This is a genomic window from Streptomyces albipurpureus, from assembly GCF_023701525.1.
GTDB lineage: Bacteria > Actinomycetota > Actinomycetes > Streptomycetales > Streptomycetaceae > Streptomyces > Streptomyces albipurpureus.
This window is the reverse complement of sequence record NZ_JAMQAW010000070.1, coordinates 22,195-41,300: the sequence shown is the minus strand read 5'-3', so window position 1 is coordinate 41,300 and position 19,106 is coordinate 22,195. Positions and strand designations below refer to the sequence as shown.

Genomic DNA, 19,106 nt, shown 5'->3' with positions numbered 1-19,106 from the left:
ACCACTATAGGCGGAGTGGTGTTCACTGAGAGGATGGACAAGGACAAGCGCGATGGGGGCGACGACTTCCGCGCCCTCCTCCACACCCAGCGGGTCTGGGACACGGCCCTCCCCACCTTCGACACCACCGAGGCTCCCAACGCTCCGCTCCCGCTGTTTCGCCAGTGGTTCGCCCAGGCCGTCGCAGCCGGGCAACCAGAGCCCCACACCGTGAGCCTGGCCACGGTCGACGAGCAGGGCCGACCGGACGTACGCACGGTGACGCTGCATGACGCGGACGCGCGGGGGTGGTACTTCGCCTCCCACACCACCAGCGCCAAGGGTCGCCAACTCGCGGCCCGTCCGGAGGCCGCCCTGGGGTTCTACTGGGCAACACAGGGGCGCCAGGTCCGCGTCCGGGGCCCGGTCAGCCCTGCCAGCGCCTCGGAGAGCCAGGCCGACCTGCACGCCCGCTCCACAGGAGCCCTGGCGGCCGCGCTCACCGGCCACCAGAGCGAGGTGCTCCCCTCACTGCCAGAGCTCACCCGAGCCTCCGAATCCGCCTGGGCCCAGGCCCGCACCAGCCCCAACACCCCGGTGCCGACCTGGACCCGCTACGCGCTGAGGCCCCGGGAGGTGGAGTTCTTTCAGGGGGACGCGGAGAGGCGGCATGTACGGCTGCGGTATCGGGTGGGGGCTGAAGGGGGGTGGGTGAGGGAGTTGCTCTGGCCCTGAGAGTCCTCACCCTTGACGGGTGCCGCCCAGGAGGCTTGTGTCCCGGGGTGCCTGGGGTCCCTGGGGCCCTGAGTACATGGGCTGTACGTCCCTGTCTTGGGTGTCCTCACCTGGGGTGGAGGGTTCCGTCCTCAAGCGCCGGACGGGCTGAGGTTGCCCCTTGGCGGGGTGCTTTGTCTGCGTGGGGCTGCTGGTGGTCGAGGTCTTGGGCTTCCCAGCCTGAGGGGTCTTGTCCTGTGGTGGTTGGGGGGTGCTATCGGGGGTGACTCCTCAGCGTCGACGGCCCGAAGCACCTTTGATCCGGCATGCGGGTCTTGCCGTCGATCGCTTCCGGGGACACCCCCTGCGCGCCCCCATCCGACACCTGCATCCCCCCAGGCCCCCGCCCTGCTGAGGAACAAGGGGGACCCTGGGTGCCTCCCCTCCCCAGCACGGTTCTCCTTGCCCCCGGGTAGCTGTCCTGTAGGAGCCTCATGGGTCAGCCGGCTCCATCGAGGTGCTCCCCTGCGTCGTTTCGCGTGCCTTGACAGGCAGTCAGTTCGGTTGCCCGAGGGCAACCCGCGCAAAAGGCGCGAAGAGAAGGGCAGAAGATCTAGGAGAGTTGGGTACAGAACGCACAAGAACCTTACCTGCGTGATCAATTCGCAACCGATTTCCATCTTGACTGAGACCCAGCGGGTGAGGTGGCGATTACGCTCACGACTCATGGCCGGTGAAAAGGGCAAGCGCAAGGTCATCGACCTCACGGACGAACGCCCCGTCTATATCGTCGGTGGTGGCCCGGGCGGGCTGGCCGCCGCGGCTGCTTTGCGGGCACGCGGTGTGCGGGCCGTGGTGCTGGAGAAGTCCGATGCCGTTGGTGCGTCCTGGCGGGGTCACTACGACCGGCTGCATCTGCACACCACACGTCGACTGTCGGGCCTACCAGGGCTTTCGATGCCACGGTCCTTCGGCCGATGGGTGTCCCGGGACAATGTGGTGCGGTATCTGGAGAAGTACGCCGAGTTCCATGAGCTGGAGATAGTGACCGGCGTCGAGGTCACCCATATCGAGGCGGCGGGCTCCGATTGGCTGTTGCACGCCACGGGTGGGCGCCGGTTGACCGGGCGGGCCGTGGTGGTCGCCACCGGCTACAACCACACCCCCGAGTTGCCCGAATGGCCCGGCCAGGACGCGTACACCGGCGAGTTGCTCCACGCGGGCCAGTACCGCGCTCCCGACCCCTACCAGGGCAAGGACGTGCTGGTGGTCGGGGCGGGCAACACCGGTGCGGAGATCGCGGTCGATCTGGCGGCGGGCGGCGCCTCCCGGGTCCGGCTCGCGATCCGCACTCCCCCGCACATCGTCCGCCGCTCGACACTGGGGTGGCCGACCCAGCGGACCGGGGTGCTGGCACGGAGGTTCCCCGCCTTCGTGGTGGACCCCGCCGCGCGCGTCCTGTCCCGTATCTCCGTTCCCGACCTGACCGCTCATGGACTGCGGCGGCCGGACAAGGGCCTCTACAGGCGGGCGAAGGAAGGTGCGATCCCGGTGCAGGACGTCGGGTTGGTCGCGGCGGTGCGCAAGGGCGCGGTCGAACCGGTAGCGGCGCTCGCCTCCTTCGAAGGCGACCAGGTCGTGCTGGCCGACGGCAGCCGGATCTCCCCCGACACGGTGATCGCGGCCACCGGCTACCGGCGGTCGCTGGAAGGGCTGATCGGCCATCTCGAAGTGCTGGACTCCCGCGGTACACCGGTGACACGCGGCGGCCGTGCCCCCAAGCACGCGCCGGGGCTGTACTTCACCGGCTTCACCAACCCGATCAGTGGGATGCTCCGCGAAATGGCGATCGACGCCCGCAAGATAGCGCGGGCCCTGTCGTAGCGCTGCTCGTCCGCTCCTGACGGGGCCAGCCGGAGCAGTCCGCCACACGTGGGCTCCGAGCACCTTCCCCTCAGCGGCTCGGGTACTTCGCCTGCCCGCTCGAAACCCGGCCGTCGCGCCTCGATCGCCGTACCCGCGGGTGTCCTTGATGTCATCGGCGCCCCCGCCGCACCCCCGTTCTGGGGCGCGGTGATCCATGCGACGGGTGGTCAGGAGCGAGACACCGGGGCTGAGCTGATCCAGCCCCGGATCAGCCCCACATCAACTCGTGTATACCATCCGGGGCTTGTGTGGCGAAAACTCCTGAGGAATTCCTGTTCCTGAGGTTTGGGACGCGGATATGCTGCCGTCGCGATTTCGGACCCCGTCTGATCGCCATCAGTTCGCCCCCTGAGCCGCCCCTGGACGGGCAGGCAGTCAGGGGCCGCTGATGACAGCGCTGACGCGCATCCCCTGGCCCGCTCGTCCGCGGTCCTTCGTTCCAATCGCTAGCTGCCCTACTCACCCTCGCTTCGGAGGCCCCGTGACCACCATCCACCAACTCAGCGACGGTTCGGACCCCATGCCGCCGCCCGGTTGCCCGGCCCATGGCATGGGGTCTGGCCAGGACGTCAGCAGACTGCGGCGGCTGTACGGGCCCGAGATCGAGGCTGACCCCACGCAGATGTACGAGGAGCTGCGCAGGGAGCACGGGCCGGTGGCGCCGATCCTGCTGCATGGCGACATACCCGCCTGGGTGGTGCTCGGTCACCGCGAGAACCTTGAGGTGATGCGTACGCCTTCGTTGTTCTCCCGGGACTCCCGCCGCTGGTCCGCGTTCCGTGAGGGGAAGATCGGCCCCGACTCACCGCTGATGCCCATGGTGGGCTGGCAGCCGCTGTGCGTCTTCGCCGACGGCGATGAGCACACCCGGCTGCGGCAGGCCGTTATCGACGGTCTCGACCAGTTCGATCGGCACGGTGTCCGACGCTATGTCACCCGCTACACGGATCAGTTGGTCGACGCGTTCGCGGCGACGGGCCGCGCGGATCTGGTCCATGACTACGCGGAGCAGCTTCCGATGCTGGTGATGACCCAGCTGCTGGGGATGCCGTCCGCCGGGGACGGCCCCGATCTGGTGGAGCCGACCCTGGATCTGATGCGTGGCTCCGAGACGGCGCTCGCCAGCAATGACGTGGTCACCAAGACCCTGCGGGACCTGGTCCAGCGGAAGAAGGCCAAGCCCGGGCGCGATCTGGCGTCCCGGCTGATCGCCCATGAGTCGCAGCTCACCGATGACGAGATCGTGGAGCATCTGCGCCTGGTACTGGTCGCGGCCCACGAGGGCACGGTGAATCTGATCGCCAACACGCTCCGGTTGGTGCTGACCGACCCTCGGTTCCGGGCCAGCCTCTCCGGTGGCCAGATGACGCTCCCAGACGCCCTGGAGCAGGTCATGTGGGACACCCCGCCGATCGCCATGGTTCCGGGCCGCTGGGCCACCGGGGACACCGTCATCGGTGGGCAGCAGATCAAGGAGGGCGATCTGCTGGTGCTGGGGCTCGCCCCGGGCAATACCGATCCGGCCATCCGTCCCGATCTCTCCGCGCCGGTCCACGGCAACCGCTCGCACCTCGCCTTCAGCAGCGGCCCGCACGAATGCCCCGGCAAGGACATCGGCCGTGCCATCGCCGACACCGGGATCGACCGGCTGCTGACCCTGCTCAAGGGGGTCCAGCTCGCCGTGCCCGAGGACGAGCTCACCACCGATGGGGCCTGGCTGACTCGGCGCGTGGCCAATCTGCCGGTGCAGTTCACTCCTTGGCGCACCGATGAGGACGGCGCTGTGACCACGACTCCTGCGGTGTCCCAGCCGCTGCCCGCCACCGCTCCGCTCTCCGCTGGGCCCGCTGGCTCCACCGCGGAGCCGGCCCGCCGACCGTGGTGGAAGTCGTTGGTCTTCTGGCGGTAGGGGCGCGGCTCCTCAGGCGCCCGAGGAGTCGCCGCGCGTCCTCGCTCCCCCGAGGAAGGGCCCCAGCAGGCCCAGGCGGGGGCCAAGGGAGCGAGGACGTCGGCCATCGACACCCGCATCGGCAGCGCAGGCAGAGGCCCCATTGGAATGGCCGGGAACCGTCTGTACTATGCGACATAGTTGATCGCTACAGCTACCCCTTCCCGACTACGTCGCCCGCACCGGACCGCTGAGACCCTGGCGGCCCGGACTTGCACATGCCTGTCTGAAAGGACATGTCGGTGTCAGCTGAGTTGACGGCCATTCCCCGCGCCCCCGGGGCACTCCCCCTCTTGGGACACACCCTCAAGCTCATGCGGGGGCCCCTCGCCTTTATGAGGTCCCTGCGTGAGACCGGCGAATTCGTCCGGGTCGACATCGGCACGCTGCCCGTGTGCTTCGCCACCAGCCCCGCCCTGGTCAACGAGGTCACGGTGGGCAAGGCCCGCAGCTTTGAGAAGGGTCGGCTGTTCCAGCGCGTACGCCCCCTGGTGGGCAATGGACTCGCGACGGCGGACGGTGAGACCCATCGCCGACACCGTCGGCTGATGCAGCCCATGTTCCACCGGCAGCAGATCGCCGGCTATGTGGAGGTCATGGGGAGGAACGCGGACGCGCTGGCGAACTCCTGGACCGCCGGGCAGCGCATCGAGGTTCATCGGGAGGTCACCTCGCTGACCATCCGGACGCTCGCGGAGACCTTGTTCTCCACCCAGATCGGCCAGCAGGCCGTATCGACGGTCAGCCGAGAACTACCGGTCGTCATGCGGAACATGCTGATGCGCACCGCCTCCCCCAAGCTCCTCGACGGGCTTCCGCTCTGGCGTTCCTTCGATCGGGCCACCACCAATATGCGCTCGGTCATCGACCGGCTGGTGGTCGAGACCCGAAGATCGGGGCAGAGCGACCAGCCCGATCTGCTGTCGGTACTGCTGGCGGCCCGGGACGCGGACACCGGCGAGGCCCTCACCGACGAAGAGGTGCGCGATGAACTGGTCACCATCCTCTTCGCCGGCAGCGAGACCACCGCCTCGGTGCTCAGTTGGGCACTCCACCACCTTTCGCAGCACCCCGAGATAGCGAAGGCGGCAGTGGCCGAAATCGAGGAGGTCACCGAGGGGAAGAGCGTCGCCTTCGCCGACATTCCGCAACTCTCGCTGGTCAAACGGGTACTCGATGAATCACTGCGACTGCACGGTGTCGTCCTGTTGATGCGCCGGGCCCTGGAGCCCGTGGAGATCGGTGGCTTTCGGATACCGGCCGGCACCGAGGTGGCCTTCAGCCTCTACGCCCTGCACCGGGACCCGGAGATCTATCCCCAACCGGATGTCTTCGATCCTGATCGCTGGCTTCCGGAACGACGGGCGGAACTCCCTCGGGACGCCGTCGTCCCCTTCGGCTCCGGCAACCGCAAGTGCATCGGAGACGCGTTCGCCTGGACCCAGGCCACGGTGGCGCTCGCGACGATCCTGCGGCGCTGGCGGCTGCACGCGACGGGCGACCACACCCCACGCGAGGTGCTGGCCGCCATGGCCAACCCCGACCGGGTTCCCATGACCGTCCACCCCCGGGTCGGTCCGTGACCTCCATCCAGACGGACGGTACGGGCCGGTCACCCGGCCCGTACCGCCTTGTCGCGCGGCACCTCCTGACCGGGCGATGGCGCGTTGGTTCGGGGACGGCGAATCACCAGGGCCATCAGGGCGGCTACCGCGCACAGGGCTCCGGCGGCGTACCAGACCACGTCGTACGAGCCGAACGCATCCCGCGCCACACCGCCGGCGAACGCCACGATGCCCGCGCCCACCTGGTGTGAGGCGAGCACCCAACCGAAGACGATGGCGCTGTCGTCGCCGTAGTGCTCCCGGCAGAGCGCGATCGTCGGCGGCACGGTGGCCACCCAGTCCAGCCCGTAGAAGACGATGAAGAAGATCATCGGCGGCTGCACGGTCGGGGCCAGCAGCATCGGGAGGAAGAGCAGGCTGATGCCCCGCAGCGCGTAGTAGAGGGCCAGGAGCCGCCGGGCGTCGTAGCGGTCGGTGAACCAGCCCGACGCGATGGTGCCCACCACGTCGAAGACACCGATCACCGCCAGCAGCGAGGCCGCGGCCGTGATCGCCATGCCATGGTCGTGGGCGGCCGGTACGAAGTGGGTCTTCACCAGGCCGTTGGTGGACGCGCCACAGATCGCGAAGGTGCCGGCCAGCAGCCAGAAGGGGCCGGTACGGGCCGCCCGGAACAACACCATGACCGCGCGCCGGGCGGCGCCGGGCACCGGATCGGGCTTGGGCGTGAAGCTCTCGGCCCCGTACGGTGTGGTCCCGATGTCCGCGGGGTGGTCGCGCAGCAGCAGCCAGACGAAGGGGACCACGGCGAGCGCCGAGAGGGCGACGGTGATGGCCGCCGGTCGCCAGCCGTGCTCTTCCACCAGCCAGGCCAGCAGCGGGAGGAACACCAACTGCCCCGAGGCGCCGGCGGCGGTGAGGATTCCGGTGACCAGACCACGCCGTTTGACGAACCAGCGGTTGGTGACGGTCGCGGCGAAGGCCAATGCCATCGAGCCGCTGCCCAGACCGACGAGAACGCCCCAGTAGAGGACCAGTTGCCAGGCCGCCGTCATCACCACCGTCAGCGCGGCCCCGGTGGCGATGACGGTGAGGGCGACGGCGACCACCCGGCGTATCCCGAAGCGGTCCATCAGCGCCGCGGCGAAGGGAGCGGTCAGCCCGTAGAGCGCGAGGTTGACCGAGACGGCGAAGCCGATGGTCCCGCGCGACCAGCCGAACTCATCGTGCAAAGGGTCGATCAGCAGACCGGGCAGCGAGGCGAAACCGGCTGCGCCGATGATCGTCACAAAGGCGACAGCGGCGACGAACCAGGCGCGGTGGATTCGGGGCGATGGGGGCAGGGGTGCGGTCACCCCCTCAGCATCCGTACGGAGATCAACCACAGCGAGTGGCCCGAAGGACAGCATTCGCTAGGATCGGGCCAGTGGGGAGTTGGACGGATTCGATGGAACGAGGCCCTGACAGGGCGGGAGGCGGAACGGTGGATGGCACTCAAACCGCATCGCGTGGTCGTCCTCGCGCTTCCGTTGGCCATACCGTTCGAACTGAGCATCCCGCACCGAATATTCGGCCGTGCCTTCTCCACCACCGGTGAAACGCTCTACGAGGTCACCACCTGCACCCCCGTCCCCGGCAGGGTCCCCACCCAGGCCGATTTCGACCTCCATGTGGCCACGGGCCCGGAAGCGTTGGAAACCGCCGACACCGTGATCGTCCCCGCCGCCTATGAGCCCTCGACCCTCTTCGGTGAGGGCCGGCTCCCGGACGACCTCGCGGCGCTCTTCGCCCGCATTCGCCCCGGCGCCCGTATCGCGTCGATCTGCACCGGCAGCTTCTTCCTCGCTGCCGCCGGCCTCCTCGACGGCAGACCCGCCACCACCCACTGGGCCTGGACGGACCGGTTCCAGCAGCTCTTTCCCGCCGTGAAGGTGGACCCCGATGTGCTGTACGTGGACGACGGCGATGTGCTGACCTCGGCGGGGGTGGCCGCCGGTATCGATCTCTGCGTCCATCTCGTCCGGCGGGACCATGGCTCAGCCGTGGCCAATGACACGGCCCGCCGCAGCGTGGTACCACCGCATCGGTACGGCGGGCAGGCGCAGTATGTGCTTCGACCCGTACCCGAGATCCAGACGGCCACCACCTCAGCCGCCCGCGACTGGGCACTGGAGCGGTTGCACGAGCCGGTTCAGCTGCGGGACCTGGCGGAGCGGGAGTTGATGAGCGTACGCACCTTCACCCGCCGCTTCCGGGCCGAGATGGGGGTCAGCCCCGGCCAGTGGCTCACCCAGCAGCGAGTGGAGCGCGCCCGTCAGCTGCTGGAGTCAACCGACCGCTCGGTGGACCTGGTCGCACGGGACTGCGGCTTCGGTACGGCCCAATCGCTGCGGCAGCACTTCCAGTCGGCGCTGGGTGTGGCGCCGACCGTCTATCGCCGTACGTTTCGCACACACGGCTCACCCTGCTGAAGCCCGGCGCACCGCGGTAGGTCGCGGATGGCCGCCGAGCCAGGACTTGGGCATCGGCCCTTGGCCACCCGGTGCCGCACCCCAGCGCCTGCGGGACATCCAGTGCGCCGAAGTCCCACCATGACGTGCTGGGCCGCCCCCGTCGAGCAGTACCGACGGGGGCAACCTGCCAGCACAACCAGGCGCTATCTCCGAGCCGTGGCGAGCCTACGGGCGACCACGCGCCCGTAGGCGACTTCCGGCACCCCTCGGTCGACCTCGCACCAGATGGATTTGCCGGAGCCCTCCGGCTTCCAGCCCCATCGATCCGCGAGCCCGTCCACCAGTTCCAGTCCACGCCCGTTGGTGTCATCACCTTCGGCATGACGTGGTCGGGGCGGTCTGGCGCAGTTGTCGGCCACTTCGACCCTTACGGTCCCGGCCTCGGCCACTCCGGCGCCAAAGAGCATCCGCAGCACGGCGGGACAGCCCGTATGGACCACCGCATTGGTGACCAGCTCGGAAATCAACAGGATCAAGGTGTCGGCCAGCGGCTCATCGGCCCCTATCCCGGAGCCCACGAGCCGCGACCTGGCCCATCTCCGCGCTCGTCCCACCTCCGCGGGATCTGGTCCGACCTCCAACTGAACCTGGAGCACCTGCACCGCTCACACCATCCGAACCGGCGGACACGCCTCGCGCCTCGACTGGGTCATCGACCTCGACCAGGTCACTGAAAGTGACTCCCTTGCGAGACAGCATGGTTGACGTACAGTCACCGCAACAAGCGCTTCGGGCATATTCCAGCGGGAAGGAGTACCCGTACTGGACACTGTGCGACGCACGTTGCGGGGAGTCGAACAGACGCTCGCGGCCTGGTGGTCCAGGAGAATCGATCCGACTCGCATCTCACGGAGCGTACCGGAGGCAAGCCCTCCTCATGGGCCGTGTCGGGAGGCCTAAGGACACAACCCGATATCAACGCAGTGTCACCCAAGCCACGATGGCACCACTGACCGTCATCCTCCTCGTACGCAACCGGTCACCACTTCATCGCGTACATGCCACCCCGTTGATCCGCCTCACGCGTCTCCTGAATCCTGTACTTCTGTGGCGTCCAAGCCCCTACCCAGGCACGTTCCAGCAGCAGCCGGGGCCGCGGGCCGCGGGTGAACCCCGGTTTCGGTTCGGTTGGAGGCGGTCGCGGACATCGCGGAGAGCGGCGTGAACCGTCAGCGGCCCGGCCCCGGCCAGTTGTCGCCATCTCTGCGGAACCCGCCGCGGCAGGACCGCCGAAGGACGCCAACTCCGTCCGTATGAGCTGCCGGGCATCCCTACGCTTGACGGCGGGGAGGGTCCGCCGGGCGTGGCGTGATGGGAGAGAGGGGGAAAACTCGGGCCTCTGCACGCAGGGGCCGCCCCCTACCGGGTTCCCAGAACCGCTCAGGCGTGGCCGCGTGGCCGCGCGGTCCCGGGACGAGGTGCCTGGAAGGCCCTCAAGTCCTGGCCGCGGCAGCGGTTCGGGCGCGTACCCGGCGGCGAAGGCGTTCGCCTTCGATGTGCGTCGATGATCCGCACCGGCCCAGGCGACACTGAGCCGGTACGGCTGACCCTCAGGCCCTACCCCGAGGTCAGGGGTGCTCTGGGGTCACGTAGTAGCCCGCGAAGGCGGAGAGGATCTCCTCCTCGGTGATCCGGCCGTCGCCGTCGGAGTCCAGCCCCCGCACCACCTCCTCCGCCAGGGAAGCGTCCACGCCCAGCACCTTCAGCACCCGCTCGGCCGCCGAGCGCGTCACTCCGTCCCCATCCTCGTCGGCGACCGTGATCACCGCCCGGAGGAACGGGCGGGCGATCTCCGCGAAGCGCTGCGGGTTGTCCCGCAGCCGCTTCACCGCGCCGGTGATGAACTCCTGGCGGCTCACCCGCTGGTCGCCATCGACGTCAGCGATGCCCGCCATGCCCTGCCAGAAGGCCTCCGCGCCGTTGTAGAGGGCCTGGCCCTTGTCGGAGCGTGGGGTCGTGGAGAACTCGGCGAGGAGCCTGGCGGCTGCCCCGCTGAAGTCCTCGCGGTCGATAAAGCCGTTGCCGTCCTGATCGAAGGCGGCGAAACGAGACGCGATCTTGCGCTCGTACTCTGCGCTGTCCATGCGGGGAGAGTACGGCCCCGAAAGGCGGAAGGGTGCAAGTACCCGTCAAATTAACCGGAGCTCATATTCGAGCGCGCCGCTCCCCGCTCAGTTCCCAGCTCAGGCGGAGAGGGGCTCCGCTTCGCCACTGGATGCGGAAGGCGTCGTGGCCCCCGTAGCGCCGGCCGGCAGCGTCTTGGCCGCCGGCTTCACGGGCGGGGACGTCGCCGACAGCGTCGACTCATGGACATCGAAGAGCCGACGCACACCCAGCGCGCCGAGCACCCGATGCACATGCGAGGGCTCAACGGAGCCCACCGGGCCGCGCACCGGCAGCACCAGCCGCAGTCTGCCCCCGCACGAGTGCAGCAGCCGACGAGCGGCGATCAGCACCCCGACGCCGCTGGAGTCGCAGAACCGCACTTCCGAGAGGTCCAGCACCACATGCCGACGGCCCGCGGCCACCGCCTCATGCACCTGCTGACGGACCATGTGCGAGGAGCCCAGATCCAACTCGCCGCTGATGCGCAGCACGGACCATCCACCTCGACGGGCCTCGTCCACCTTCAGCGTCACTGCCAGCAACCTCCGCCTGCGCCCTGGTGCCCGGTCGGACCCGCTATGGGGACTTGCAACGGGCCTCGATACGAAACGCGGCGCGGAGCCGATACGGAACCCGATACAGAATCCGCGCTTCTGGCCCGCCTTCCCCGTCAGCCAGGCATAAAACCCTTCACGGGTGGCAGGTTTCTCGCAGGACCGGAGGCTCTTTACCACCTCGCCCCTCTCTTAGGGGCGCACTTGGGGCAAAGCGGCGTGCTCCAGGGACACCCGCATTACATTCGAAAGGGGACGACACCGGCCGTCGAGCGGCGACCGTGCGTTTCCACCGACGCTGGCCGGCACAGGAGCAGAGCACAGGGGAAGGCTTTGGGGGCCGTATGGCAAAGGACACACCACTGCGCTGGGACCGCAAGATGCAGCAGCGGCTGGCCCGTGGGGAGGCCGCGGCACTGGGCGAGCTGTACGACAAGTTCGCCTCGCTCGTGCATATGTTGGCCCATCGTGTGCTCAACGACGAGGGCGCCGCTGATCTGGTGACCCGTGAAGTCTTCGGCTACATCTGGGAGAATCCGGATGCCTACGATCCCAAGCAGGGCTCCCTGCGCTCCTGGGTGGCCAAACTCACCAACAGCCAGGCCCTGCACCGCCTGCGGCTGGCCGAGGCGGCGGCCATAGCCACGGGCGAGAGCTCGGCCGATGAGCTGGAGCAGAAGGTGCGCCGAGCGGCCGCCGCCGCCCGCGCCGACTACATCGTCAGTTCCATGCCCGCGCCGCTGCGCGCCGCGCTGGAACTGGCGTACTTCCAGCGGCGCGACTACCGCCAGACCGCGGCCGACCTCGGAGTGACCGAGGACGAAGCGCGGCGCCGGCTGCGGCTGGGGCTGCAACTCCTGTCCTCCGCGCACACCCGGCCGTTGGAGGGCTCGTCCCCGCCCGGTTACGGGCGTTCGCTGTGAACGGCCCGCACGGCGAGGGGCCGGGAGAGCCCGGGGGTTCCCAGGACCGGGAGGGAATACAGGGCATGCCGCGCATCCCGGCCCCTCGGCGGGCCGCGGACGACCTCGATCCGCTGCCTCGGCACCCGCGTCGAACACCTCCACCCCAGGCTCCTGGGCCGGACCCCGGGCAGCCCGAGCCCGCTGGCCCCATGGGCCATCCCGAAGCATTAGAACCTCCCGACCCCCACGCGCGGCCGGAGCGTCCCGAGCCACCCGAGCACACCGACCGAGCCACCATCCCGCCCGAGGCCGATATGTCCCCAGTACCTGGCAGCGGCGCCGGGACCCCGTCCCACAGCGTCCTGAAATCCCTTCTCGGTGCCTGGGCGCTGGCGGCCTGTTCCCCGGATGAGACCGCGGCCGTCGAGGACCACCTCGGCGAGTGCGCTCCCTGTGCGGAGGAAGCGCTGCGGTTGCGGGACGCCGTCGGTCTGCTGCACCCCGGCCGTGACCTCGATCTCGATCCACTGCTGCGATTTCGGGTGCTGGAGAACTGCCTCGGCCGTAGACCCGCTCGCATTCCGGTACCGGATTGGGCCACCCCCTACGACGCGGAGGCCGCGCGACTCGACGCCCTGCTCAGGGATTTCGGCGAGTCCGAGTGGAACGCACCGGTACGACTCAGGTGGTTCGACGGCATCGACCCCGCTCAGCGCAAGACGACGGTGGCCGGAGTGATCGGCCATCTGCTGACGGTCGACGGGTTGGTGGCCATGGCCTTGGGCCTCGATGATCCACTCGGGCCGAACGCGCCGATCTCTCCCACCGAGCGCACCGAGAGATTCTGGCGGGCCGAGTCCCAACTGGCCACGGACGAGGTGCACGGCCCCTGGCGGGACCAGAGCCACGCCCTGGTCCGTACCGTTTCCTTCGCGGGCCGCGGGGTCTCTGAGCTCTCGGTCTCCTACGGGGAGTTCTCGCTCCCGCTCCGCGACTCCCTCCTGGACCGCGCCTTCGAGTGCTGGTTGCACGCCGATGACATCGCGGGCGCGGTGGCCTATCCCTACGCGCCACCGCGCGGGTCCCATCTCCGCCAGATGATCGACCTCGCGGCTCGACAGCTACCCGCGGTGCTGGCGAACCGGCGCCGACACGGTCTGGCCTCGCCGGCGAAGCATCTGGTTGCGGCGGGATCTCCGGGCCGTTCGCTGCACCTGGAGGTGGAGGGTGCGGGCGGTGGCGACTGGTACATCGCGCTCGACTCGCCCGCCGCCGTGGGTTCACCCGATCACTCGGTGGCGCAAGTGGCTCTGGATGGAGTGGAATTCTGCAAACTGGTCGCCGGCCATGTGTCGCCGAAGGAGGCAGCGGCCGGTCAGGACGGCGACCGCGAGGCGATCAACGAGGTCCTGTTCGCCGCCGCGTCGCTGGGCAGGCTCTGACGGTGGACGTCAGGCGATCCCTCCCCGGCCGCCAGGCCCGCCCTGCAGCCACACCCGGGAGCCGCGCGGACCACTGAGCCGGGCCGGGCGTATGGCGCCCCGTCCGAAGCCGGCCCTTGACCACCGCCCTGAGTCGCGGTCCCCCGCGGCCGAGCCGGTGATGATCGTACGGCTCAGGCGAAGACGACCGTACGACGGCCGTTCAACAGAATCCGGTGCTCGGCGTGCCACTTCACGGCCCGGGCCAGCGCCTGGCACTCCACGTCCCGGCCCACCGCCACCAGCTGCTCCGGGGTCACCCCATGGCCCACCCGCTCGACCTCCTGCTCGATGATCGGGCCCTCATCGAGGTCGGCGGTCACATAGTGGGCCGTCGCACCGATCAGCTTCACTCCCCGCGCATGCGCCTGGTGGTAGGGCTTGGCGCCCTTGAAGCTCGGCAGGAAGGAGTGGTGAATGTTGATGATCCGGCCGTTGAGCTGCTTGCAGAGATCATCCGAGAGCACCTGCATATAGCGGGCGAGCACCACCAGTTCGACGTTCTCCGTCCGCACCAGCTCCAGCAGCTGGGCCTCGGCCTCCGCCTTGTTCTCCTTGGTGACCGGAATGTGCTGGAAGGGGATGCCGTACGAGCCGACCAGCTCGGCGAACTCATCGTGGTTGGAGACCACGGCCGCGATCTCGACCGGTAGGGCGCCGATCCGGGCCCGGAAGAGGAGATCATTGAGGCAGTGGCCGAATTTGCTCACCATGAGGATGATCCGCATCGGCTCATCGGCGAGATGGATCTGCCAGTCCATCTGGAAGGAGTCGCCGACGGCGGCAAAGCTGGCGCGCAGTTTCTCCACGGTCACCGGGGCCTCGGCGGAGAAGTGGACCCGCATGAAGAACAGACCCGTGTCCTGGTCCCCGAACTGCTGGCTGTCCTCGATATTGCAGCCAGTGATGAAGAGATAGCTCGACACGGCATGCACAATGCCCTTTTTGTCCGGGCAGGAGAGCGTCAGGACGTACTGGTCGGTCATCCTCGTAGGGTGCCATACCGACGGCCCGACACCGGATTCCGTCCGTTAAGCGGAACGAGTCATGATCCGCAGCACATCCAGTGACCGCGGCGGCACATCCGGCTCATCACCGTCGTTGGTCGCCAGCTGCACATGAGCCTCACGGCAGGCGTGCACGGCTTCCGGCCAGCCGTGGTGCTCCATATACGCGGACACATGGGCATCCGCACCAACCTGGTGCATCACCCGAAGCACCCGCAACACGGCGGCATCGACCAGCGCGGCTTCATTCGCATCACGGAAGATCGTGCCGATGTATTTGTCGGCGGACCAGTTGTCGAGCCAGGTGTCTTCGACGAGCCGGTAGACGGCATCGGTCACATCGCCGTACCCCTCCTGGCCTATCAGCCAGGCCTCCCGGTGGAAGACGGGGTCCGAGAGCATATGCAGCGCCGAGCGCACATTGGTACGCCAGCGCCACCAGGGCATGTCATTGAGCGGCATACCGCCCATGGTGGAGGAGCGACGGCCGCGACGGGAAGGGGGGACCGAACCTTGCTGCACACCCTCGATCGTACGGTCCCCCGGCATTCGAGCCGCACACGCCCTCCCCAGCCCCTCCCCAGCCCCTCACCTGACCGTCATCGGCCCTCTTGCGCCCCGGTCCCGTCGTTCTCCGAATGGCGGAAACCCGACGGCTGATGACCGGTAGGCGATGCCCTCGCCTCTCCGCCTCCCGCACGGCCCCCATCGGCCGCCCCGGAGCTCGCACTCACGCGCTCGATCGCGGTGTACGGGTACGGGTGGCCACGGGCGGGCCCGCACCCCCGCCGCACCGGATGCACGAGCGGATGCCTGAGGGATGCGGGAGGACGCCGTCGACGGCCGTGGCTTCCCCGGACCGCCGAACCGGAGAACGGCCTTCAGACGGCGCTGAGGCGACTGCTGGTGGGGCGGTGAGCCGACTCCGTAGAGGTGGGCCGCACCCCGCGGGCGGCCAGCAGCAGCTACGCGGCCGTCCAGCGCCAGAGACCGGTCACGGCCTTGTCCATGACCAGAGCGGCCGGATCCTCAGAGCAGCCAGAGCAGCCCGTGATCAGAGTTGTTCGCTACGGCGTTCGGTCAGGCCGTGGCGAGCCGCGATCGGGTTCCAGAGCCCGGCCGCCTCCTTCTTGGCCTTGGTCGCCTCACCGCTGGCCCGATTGCCCTGGCCCGCCCTCTTGCTGCCGCGCGCCTGACCGTCTCGGCACCCGTTCTTGCCCTTGACCTGCTGCGCCCAGGCCGCGTAGTGATCGTCCGCGGCGGCGGACGCCTTCCAGGCGCTGGTGAGCGACTGGGTCAACTCGCCGTGCTTCGGCAGCCGGTCAACCGTGAGCTTCTGCAGCCGATCCACCAGACCGCGCCGCTGGTCGGCCGCGCCGCGCAGATCGGTGGCCGCCTGGTCCAGGTTCTTGCACTCCCGGATGTTGGCCACCGACTGGATCACCACGGCACGACTGTCATTGCTGTCGGCGAGCAGGGTGTCGAGCGCCTTGGCCTGACGTTCCGCGGGGTCGGCGGCGGCGGCCTTCGGGGAGTTGGCCGTGCTCGGAGTGGGCGAGGTGGCAGCCGCGTTCGTACCGGGTCCGGGATCGGGCTTGCCGTCGTCTTCACCGCCGAATATCAGCGCACTCGCTCCGAGCCCCAGCACCGCGCAGCCGACGATCACGGCGATGGCCACCACGGGCACCGGGAACGATGAGCCCCTGCGGGGCCCCGAGCCGCCCTGACGACGACGGCTCGGCGGCGGTGGTGTCTGGGGCGGCACTCCTTGGGCCCGGGGCGGTTGCTGGGCAGCACCCACGGCCGCGCTGGTACGGAAGAGGTTGTCGAACTCGGCGGGCGGCGGGCGGTCACCTGGCGCACCGGGCCGGATGCCGTAGGGCGCGCTGGTGGGAGCGTCCGGGATGGGCGGCGGGTACTGGGTGGCCGGCTCCTGGGGCCCCACGGAGTTCGCCGGACCCTGCGGGGCCGCGAAACCCTCCGGCGGAAGGGCGCCGGGTGCGACGGGCGGAAGGTAGGCGGTCGCGTCGGCGCCCTGCGGGGCCGACTGCACCGGCGGGAGATACGCGGTCGCGTCCGAGCTACCGGGCGCACCGGCCGCGGGCTGCACCGGCGGGATCATCCGCGTCGCGTCCATACCGCCCGAAGACCCAGCGGGCACCGGCGGAATGTACTGCGTCGCATCCGAGCTACCGGGAGCCCCGGCGCCCGCTCCGGAGTGCGCTACGGCGCCCTGCGGGGCCGGCTGCACCGGCGGGAGATACGCGGTCGCGTCCGCGCTACCGGGCGCACCGGCCGCGGGCTGCACCGGCGGAATGTACTGCGTCGCGTCGAAGGCGTTCGGAGTGTGCGGGTAGGCCGGCTGGGCGGGTGGCGCCCCATAGGGCAGGGCGCCGGGCGGCACTTCGTCCGGCAGCGGCTGGGACCGCGTTCCATACGGAGCCCCGCCGCTTGGCCCCCCGTAGGAGGTCGCGCCGACGCCCGGCCCATGTTCCGCTTCGGCACCCGACCGCGGTGTCGGGGGCAACTCGGCTGATCGGGCCGGTGCTTGGTACTGCGGCGCGGGGGGCTGCTGATACTGCGGACCCCAGGGCTCTCCCCAGGGCTGCCCGCTCGCTGGGGCCGTCCGGCCGTCCGTCTCCCCAGGTGTCCAAGGGCCGGAGCCGTCGGCGGGCAGGACGACACCTTCCCTCGCGGGCTGGGTATCAGGATGTCGCTCTTCACCCTGTCCGCTGTGTGTCACCAGGACTCCTACCTGTGGGCCTACGGAACCGTCGGGTCACGCTACCGGGTGCCCTCAGGTGCCCTGCGCACACATGTGCGGCAGCGGGGCAACGACCCTGCATAAGCCACCTGAGGACCAGCGGGCTGTGACCGCAGTCACAACCGGACCCGCCCCACCCAGGCCCATCGCGCCTGGGTGCGGCGTCGCCCACAGCCCGCAGCGCCTACCCCACCTGTCTCATTGACCCCACCAGCCCTGTCGGCCCCAGCCGAGACGAAGCCTTCGCTAGGCCGCCTGCAACTCCAATCGCGCCCCGAACTCCCGGACCGCCGGCTCGTCCTCGTACGGCTGCAACCGCAACTGGAGATCTTCCAGATACTCCGCGCCCCGAGTGGAGCGCAACTGCCCCAGCAGTTCCACCGCCTGGGTGCCCGTATGGCAGGCCTGCTCCACCTCACGCTGCTGCACCTGGGCCGTCGCCAGGAGGACAAGACCGATGGCCCGGCGCCGCGCCCGAGACTCCGGATGGCCCTCAAGGGACTGCGCGGCATGGTGCTCGGCAGCCTCCGCTTGACCCAAATCCCGGTAGCAGTGGGCGAGTTCGTCTGCCAGATAGGCGCGGTCGAAATGGGAGATCCAACCAGGGTCGTCCCCATCCTCCGGTTCGGCTCGCTCCAGAGCGGCGAGGGCCCTGCCCGCCACCGTATGGCAGGTGTGCGCGTCACCCAGCAGCGCGTGCCCGCGCGCCTCGGCGGCGAGGAACATCGCCTCGGCCCGTGGAGTCACCCGCCCGCGAGCGCCTTCCTGGGCGGCGCGCGCCAGTTGGGCGATCTCGCGCGGATTGCCCAACTGGGCCGCGAGATGGCTCATGGAAGCGGCCAGGACATAGCCGCCGTATCCACGGTCCCCAGCGGCCTGCGCCAGACGTAGTGCCTGGATGTAGTACCGCTGGGCCAGCCCGGGTTGGCCGGTGTCCACTGCCATATAGCCGGCGAGTTCGGTCAGTCGGGCGACCGCGCCGAACAACTCCCGGCCGACCGCGTCCCGGTAGGAGCCCGAAAGTAAGCCGGAGACAACGGAGTTGAGGTAGTGAACGACGACCGGGCGGACATGTCCGCTGCCGAAGCGGTGGTCGAGTTCGGTGAGGGCGAGCGTCATCGCGCGTACCGCTTCGACGTCCGATGGGCCGACGCGAGCGCCCGCGGTACGCGCCACTTGGCTGTCCGCCCCGGTGATCAGCCAGTCGCGGCTCGGCTCCACGAGTGCGGAAGCCGCCACCGTGGCCCCGGAGAGGAAGTCACGGCGGCCCACATCGCTGCGCCACAGTTCGCATACCTGCTCGATAGCACCGAGGACGGTCGGCGAGAACTGTAAGCCGACTCCGGATGCGAGGTTCTTCCCATTGGCCATACCGATCTCATCGATCGTGACCGTACGTCCCAGTTTGCGCCCAAGTGCCTCGGCGATGACGCCGGGTGCACGTCCGCGCGGCTGCTGTCCCCGCAGCCAGCGGGCGACTGATGTCTTGTCGTAGCGAAGGTCGAGTCCGCGCTCCGCGCCGACCATGTTGACGCGGCGAGCGAGCCCGGCGTTGGAACACCCGGCTTCCTGAATGAGCGCCTGCAGCCGTTCGTTCGGCTGTCGGGCGACGAGAGGCCTGGCTGCCATGAGTAACCCCCTGAG

Annotated in this window: 14 protein-coding genes and 1 pseudogene; 7 read left to right on the top strand and 8 right to left on the bottom strand. The window is 69.3% G+C overall.

Translation table 11 applies throughout. The features are described from left to right. Nucleotides 1-33: 33 nt before the first annotated feature. From NBG84_RS34485 to NBG84_RS34470, 4 genes are all read left to right on the top strand, one after another. Complete coding sequence (locus NBG84_RS34485; RefSeq protein WP_250923624.1) at nt 34-714, top strand: pyridoxine/pyridoxamine 5'-phosphate oxidase; 681 nt, start codon at nt 34-36, stop codon at nt 712-714. A 705-nt stretch (nt 715-1,419) separates the two neighbouring features. Continuing rightward, nucleotides 1,420-2,577 (top strand): flavin-containing monooxygenase, encoded by a 1,158-nt coding sequence (locus NBG84_RS34480; protein WP_250923623.1) that lies wholly within the window; start codon nt 1,420-1,422, stop codon nt 2,575-2,577. Nucleotides 2,578-3,169: 592 nt separating this feature from the next. Then, the gene (locus NBG84_RS34475) at nt 3,170-4,528 is read left to right on the top strand and encodes a cytochrome P450 (RefSeq protein WP_250923682.1); all 1,359 of its coding nucleotides are present in this window, start codon (nt 3,170-3,172) and stop codon (nt 4,526-4,528) included. Nucleotides 4,529-4,809: 281 nt separating this feature from the next. Beyond that, nucleotides 4,810-6,150, top strand: a complete 1,341-nt coding sequence (locus NBG84_RS34470; RefSeq protein WP_308312149.1) for a cytochrome P450 — start codon at nt 4,810-4,812, stop codon at nt 6,148-6,150. A gap of 29 nt (nt 6,151-6,179) precedes the next feature. Here NBG84_RS34470 and NBG84_RS34465 read toward each other — a convergent pair whose 3' ends face one another. After that, the gene (locus tag NBG84_RS34465) at nt 6,180-7,541 is read right to left on the bottom strand and encodes an MFS transporter (protein WP_425608750.1); all 1,362 of its coding nucleotides are present in this window, start codon (nt 7,539-7,541) and stop codon (nt 6,180-6,182) included. Between the two features lie 78 nt (nt 7,542-7,619). Between NBG84_RS34465 and NBG84_RS34460 the strand changes: the two genes are divergently transcribed. Next, nucleotides 7,620-8,603, top strand: a complete 984-nt coding sequence (locus NBG84_RS34460) for a GlxA family transcriptional regulator (RefSeq protein ID WP_250923621.1) — start codon at nt 7,620-7,622, stop codon at nt 8,601-8,603. 185 nt (nt 8,604-8,788) lie between these two features. Here NBG84_RS34460 and NBG84_RS34455 read toward each other — a convergent pair whose 3' ends face one another. From NBG84_RS34455 to NBG84_RS34445, 3 genes and pseudogenes are all read right to left on the bottom strand, one after another. Then, nucleotides 8,789-9,247, bottom strand: coding sequence for an ATP-binding protein (locus NBG84_RS34455; RefSeq protein WP_250923620.1), 459 nt, complete (start codon nt 9,245-9,247; stop codon nt 8,789-8,791). A gap of 966 nt (nt 9,248-10,213) precedes the next feature. Continuing rightward, on the bottom strand, nt 10,214-10,729 hold the full coding sequence (locus NBG84_RS34450) for an EF-hand domain-containing protein (RefSeq protein ID WP_250923619.1): 516 nt from the start codon (nt 10,727-10,729) through the stop codon (nt 10,214-10,216). A gap of 183 nt (nt 10,730-10,912) precedes the next feature. Beyond that, nucleotides 10,913-11,284: pseudogene (locus NBG84_RS34445) on the bottom strand (STAS domain-containing protein); the annotation flags it as partial. A 365-nt stretch (nt 11,285-11,649) separates the two neighbouring features. On the opposite strand from NBG84_RS34445, the gene NBG84_RS34440 reads away from it, so the two are divergent. Next, nucleotides 11,650-12,228, top strand: a complete 579-nt coding sequence (locus tag NBG84_RS34440) for a sigma-70 family RNA polymerase sigma factor (RefSeq protein ID WP_250923618.1) — start codon at nt 11,650-11,652, stop codon at nt 12,226-12,228. A 65-nt stretch (nt 12,229-12,293) separates the two neighbouring features. Beyond that, nucleotides 12,294-13,652 (top strand): zf-HC2 domain-containing protein, encoded by a 1,359-nt coding sequence (locus tag NBG84_RS34435; RefSeq protein ID WP_250923617.1) that lies wholly within the window; start codon nt 12,294-12,296, stop codon nt 13,650-13,652. Between the two features lie 173 nt (nt 13,653-13,825). Here the strand turns inward: NBG84_RS34435 and purU are convergent, their stop codons facing one another. The 4 genes from purU to NBG84_RS34415 all read right to left on the bottom strand — a co-directional run bounded on the left by purU (nt 13,826) and on the right by NBG84_RS34415 (nt 19,091). Continuing rightward, entirely contained in the window at nt 13,826-14,677 is an 852-nt protein-coding gene (gene purU / locus NBG84_RS34430) for a formyltetrahydrofolate deformylase (RefSeq protein WP_250923616.1), read from the bottom strand. Nucleotides 14,678-14,722: 45 nt separating this feature from the next. Further along, nucleotides 14,723-15,169: an SCO4402 family protein gene (locus NBG84_RS34425; RefSeq protein WP_425608756.1), complete on the bottom strand. Its 447-nt coding sequence runs from the start codon at nt 15,167-15,169 to the stop codon at nt 14,723-14,725. 583 nt (nt 15,170-15,752) lie between these two features. Further along, complete coding sequence (locus NBG84_RS34420; RefSeq protein WP_308312148.1) at nt 15,753-17,006, bottom strand: hypothetical protein; 1,254 nt, start codon at nt 17,004-17,006, stop codon at nt 15,753-15,755. 702 nt (nt 17,007-17,708) lie between these two features. Next, nucleotides 17,709-19,091: an NsdA family TPR-like regulatory protein gene (locus tag NBG84_RS34415; protein ID WP_250923613.1), complete on the bottom strand. Its 1,383-nt coding sequence runs from the start codon at nt 19,089-19,091 to the stop codon at nt 17,709-17,711. Nucleotides 19,092-19,106: the final 15 nt, after the last annotated feature.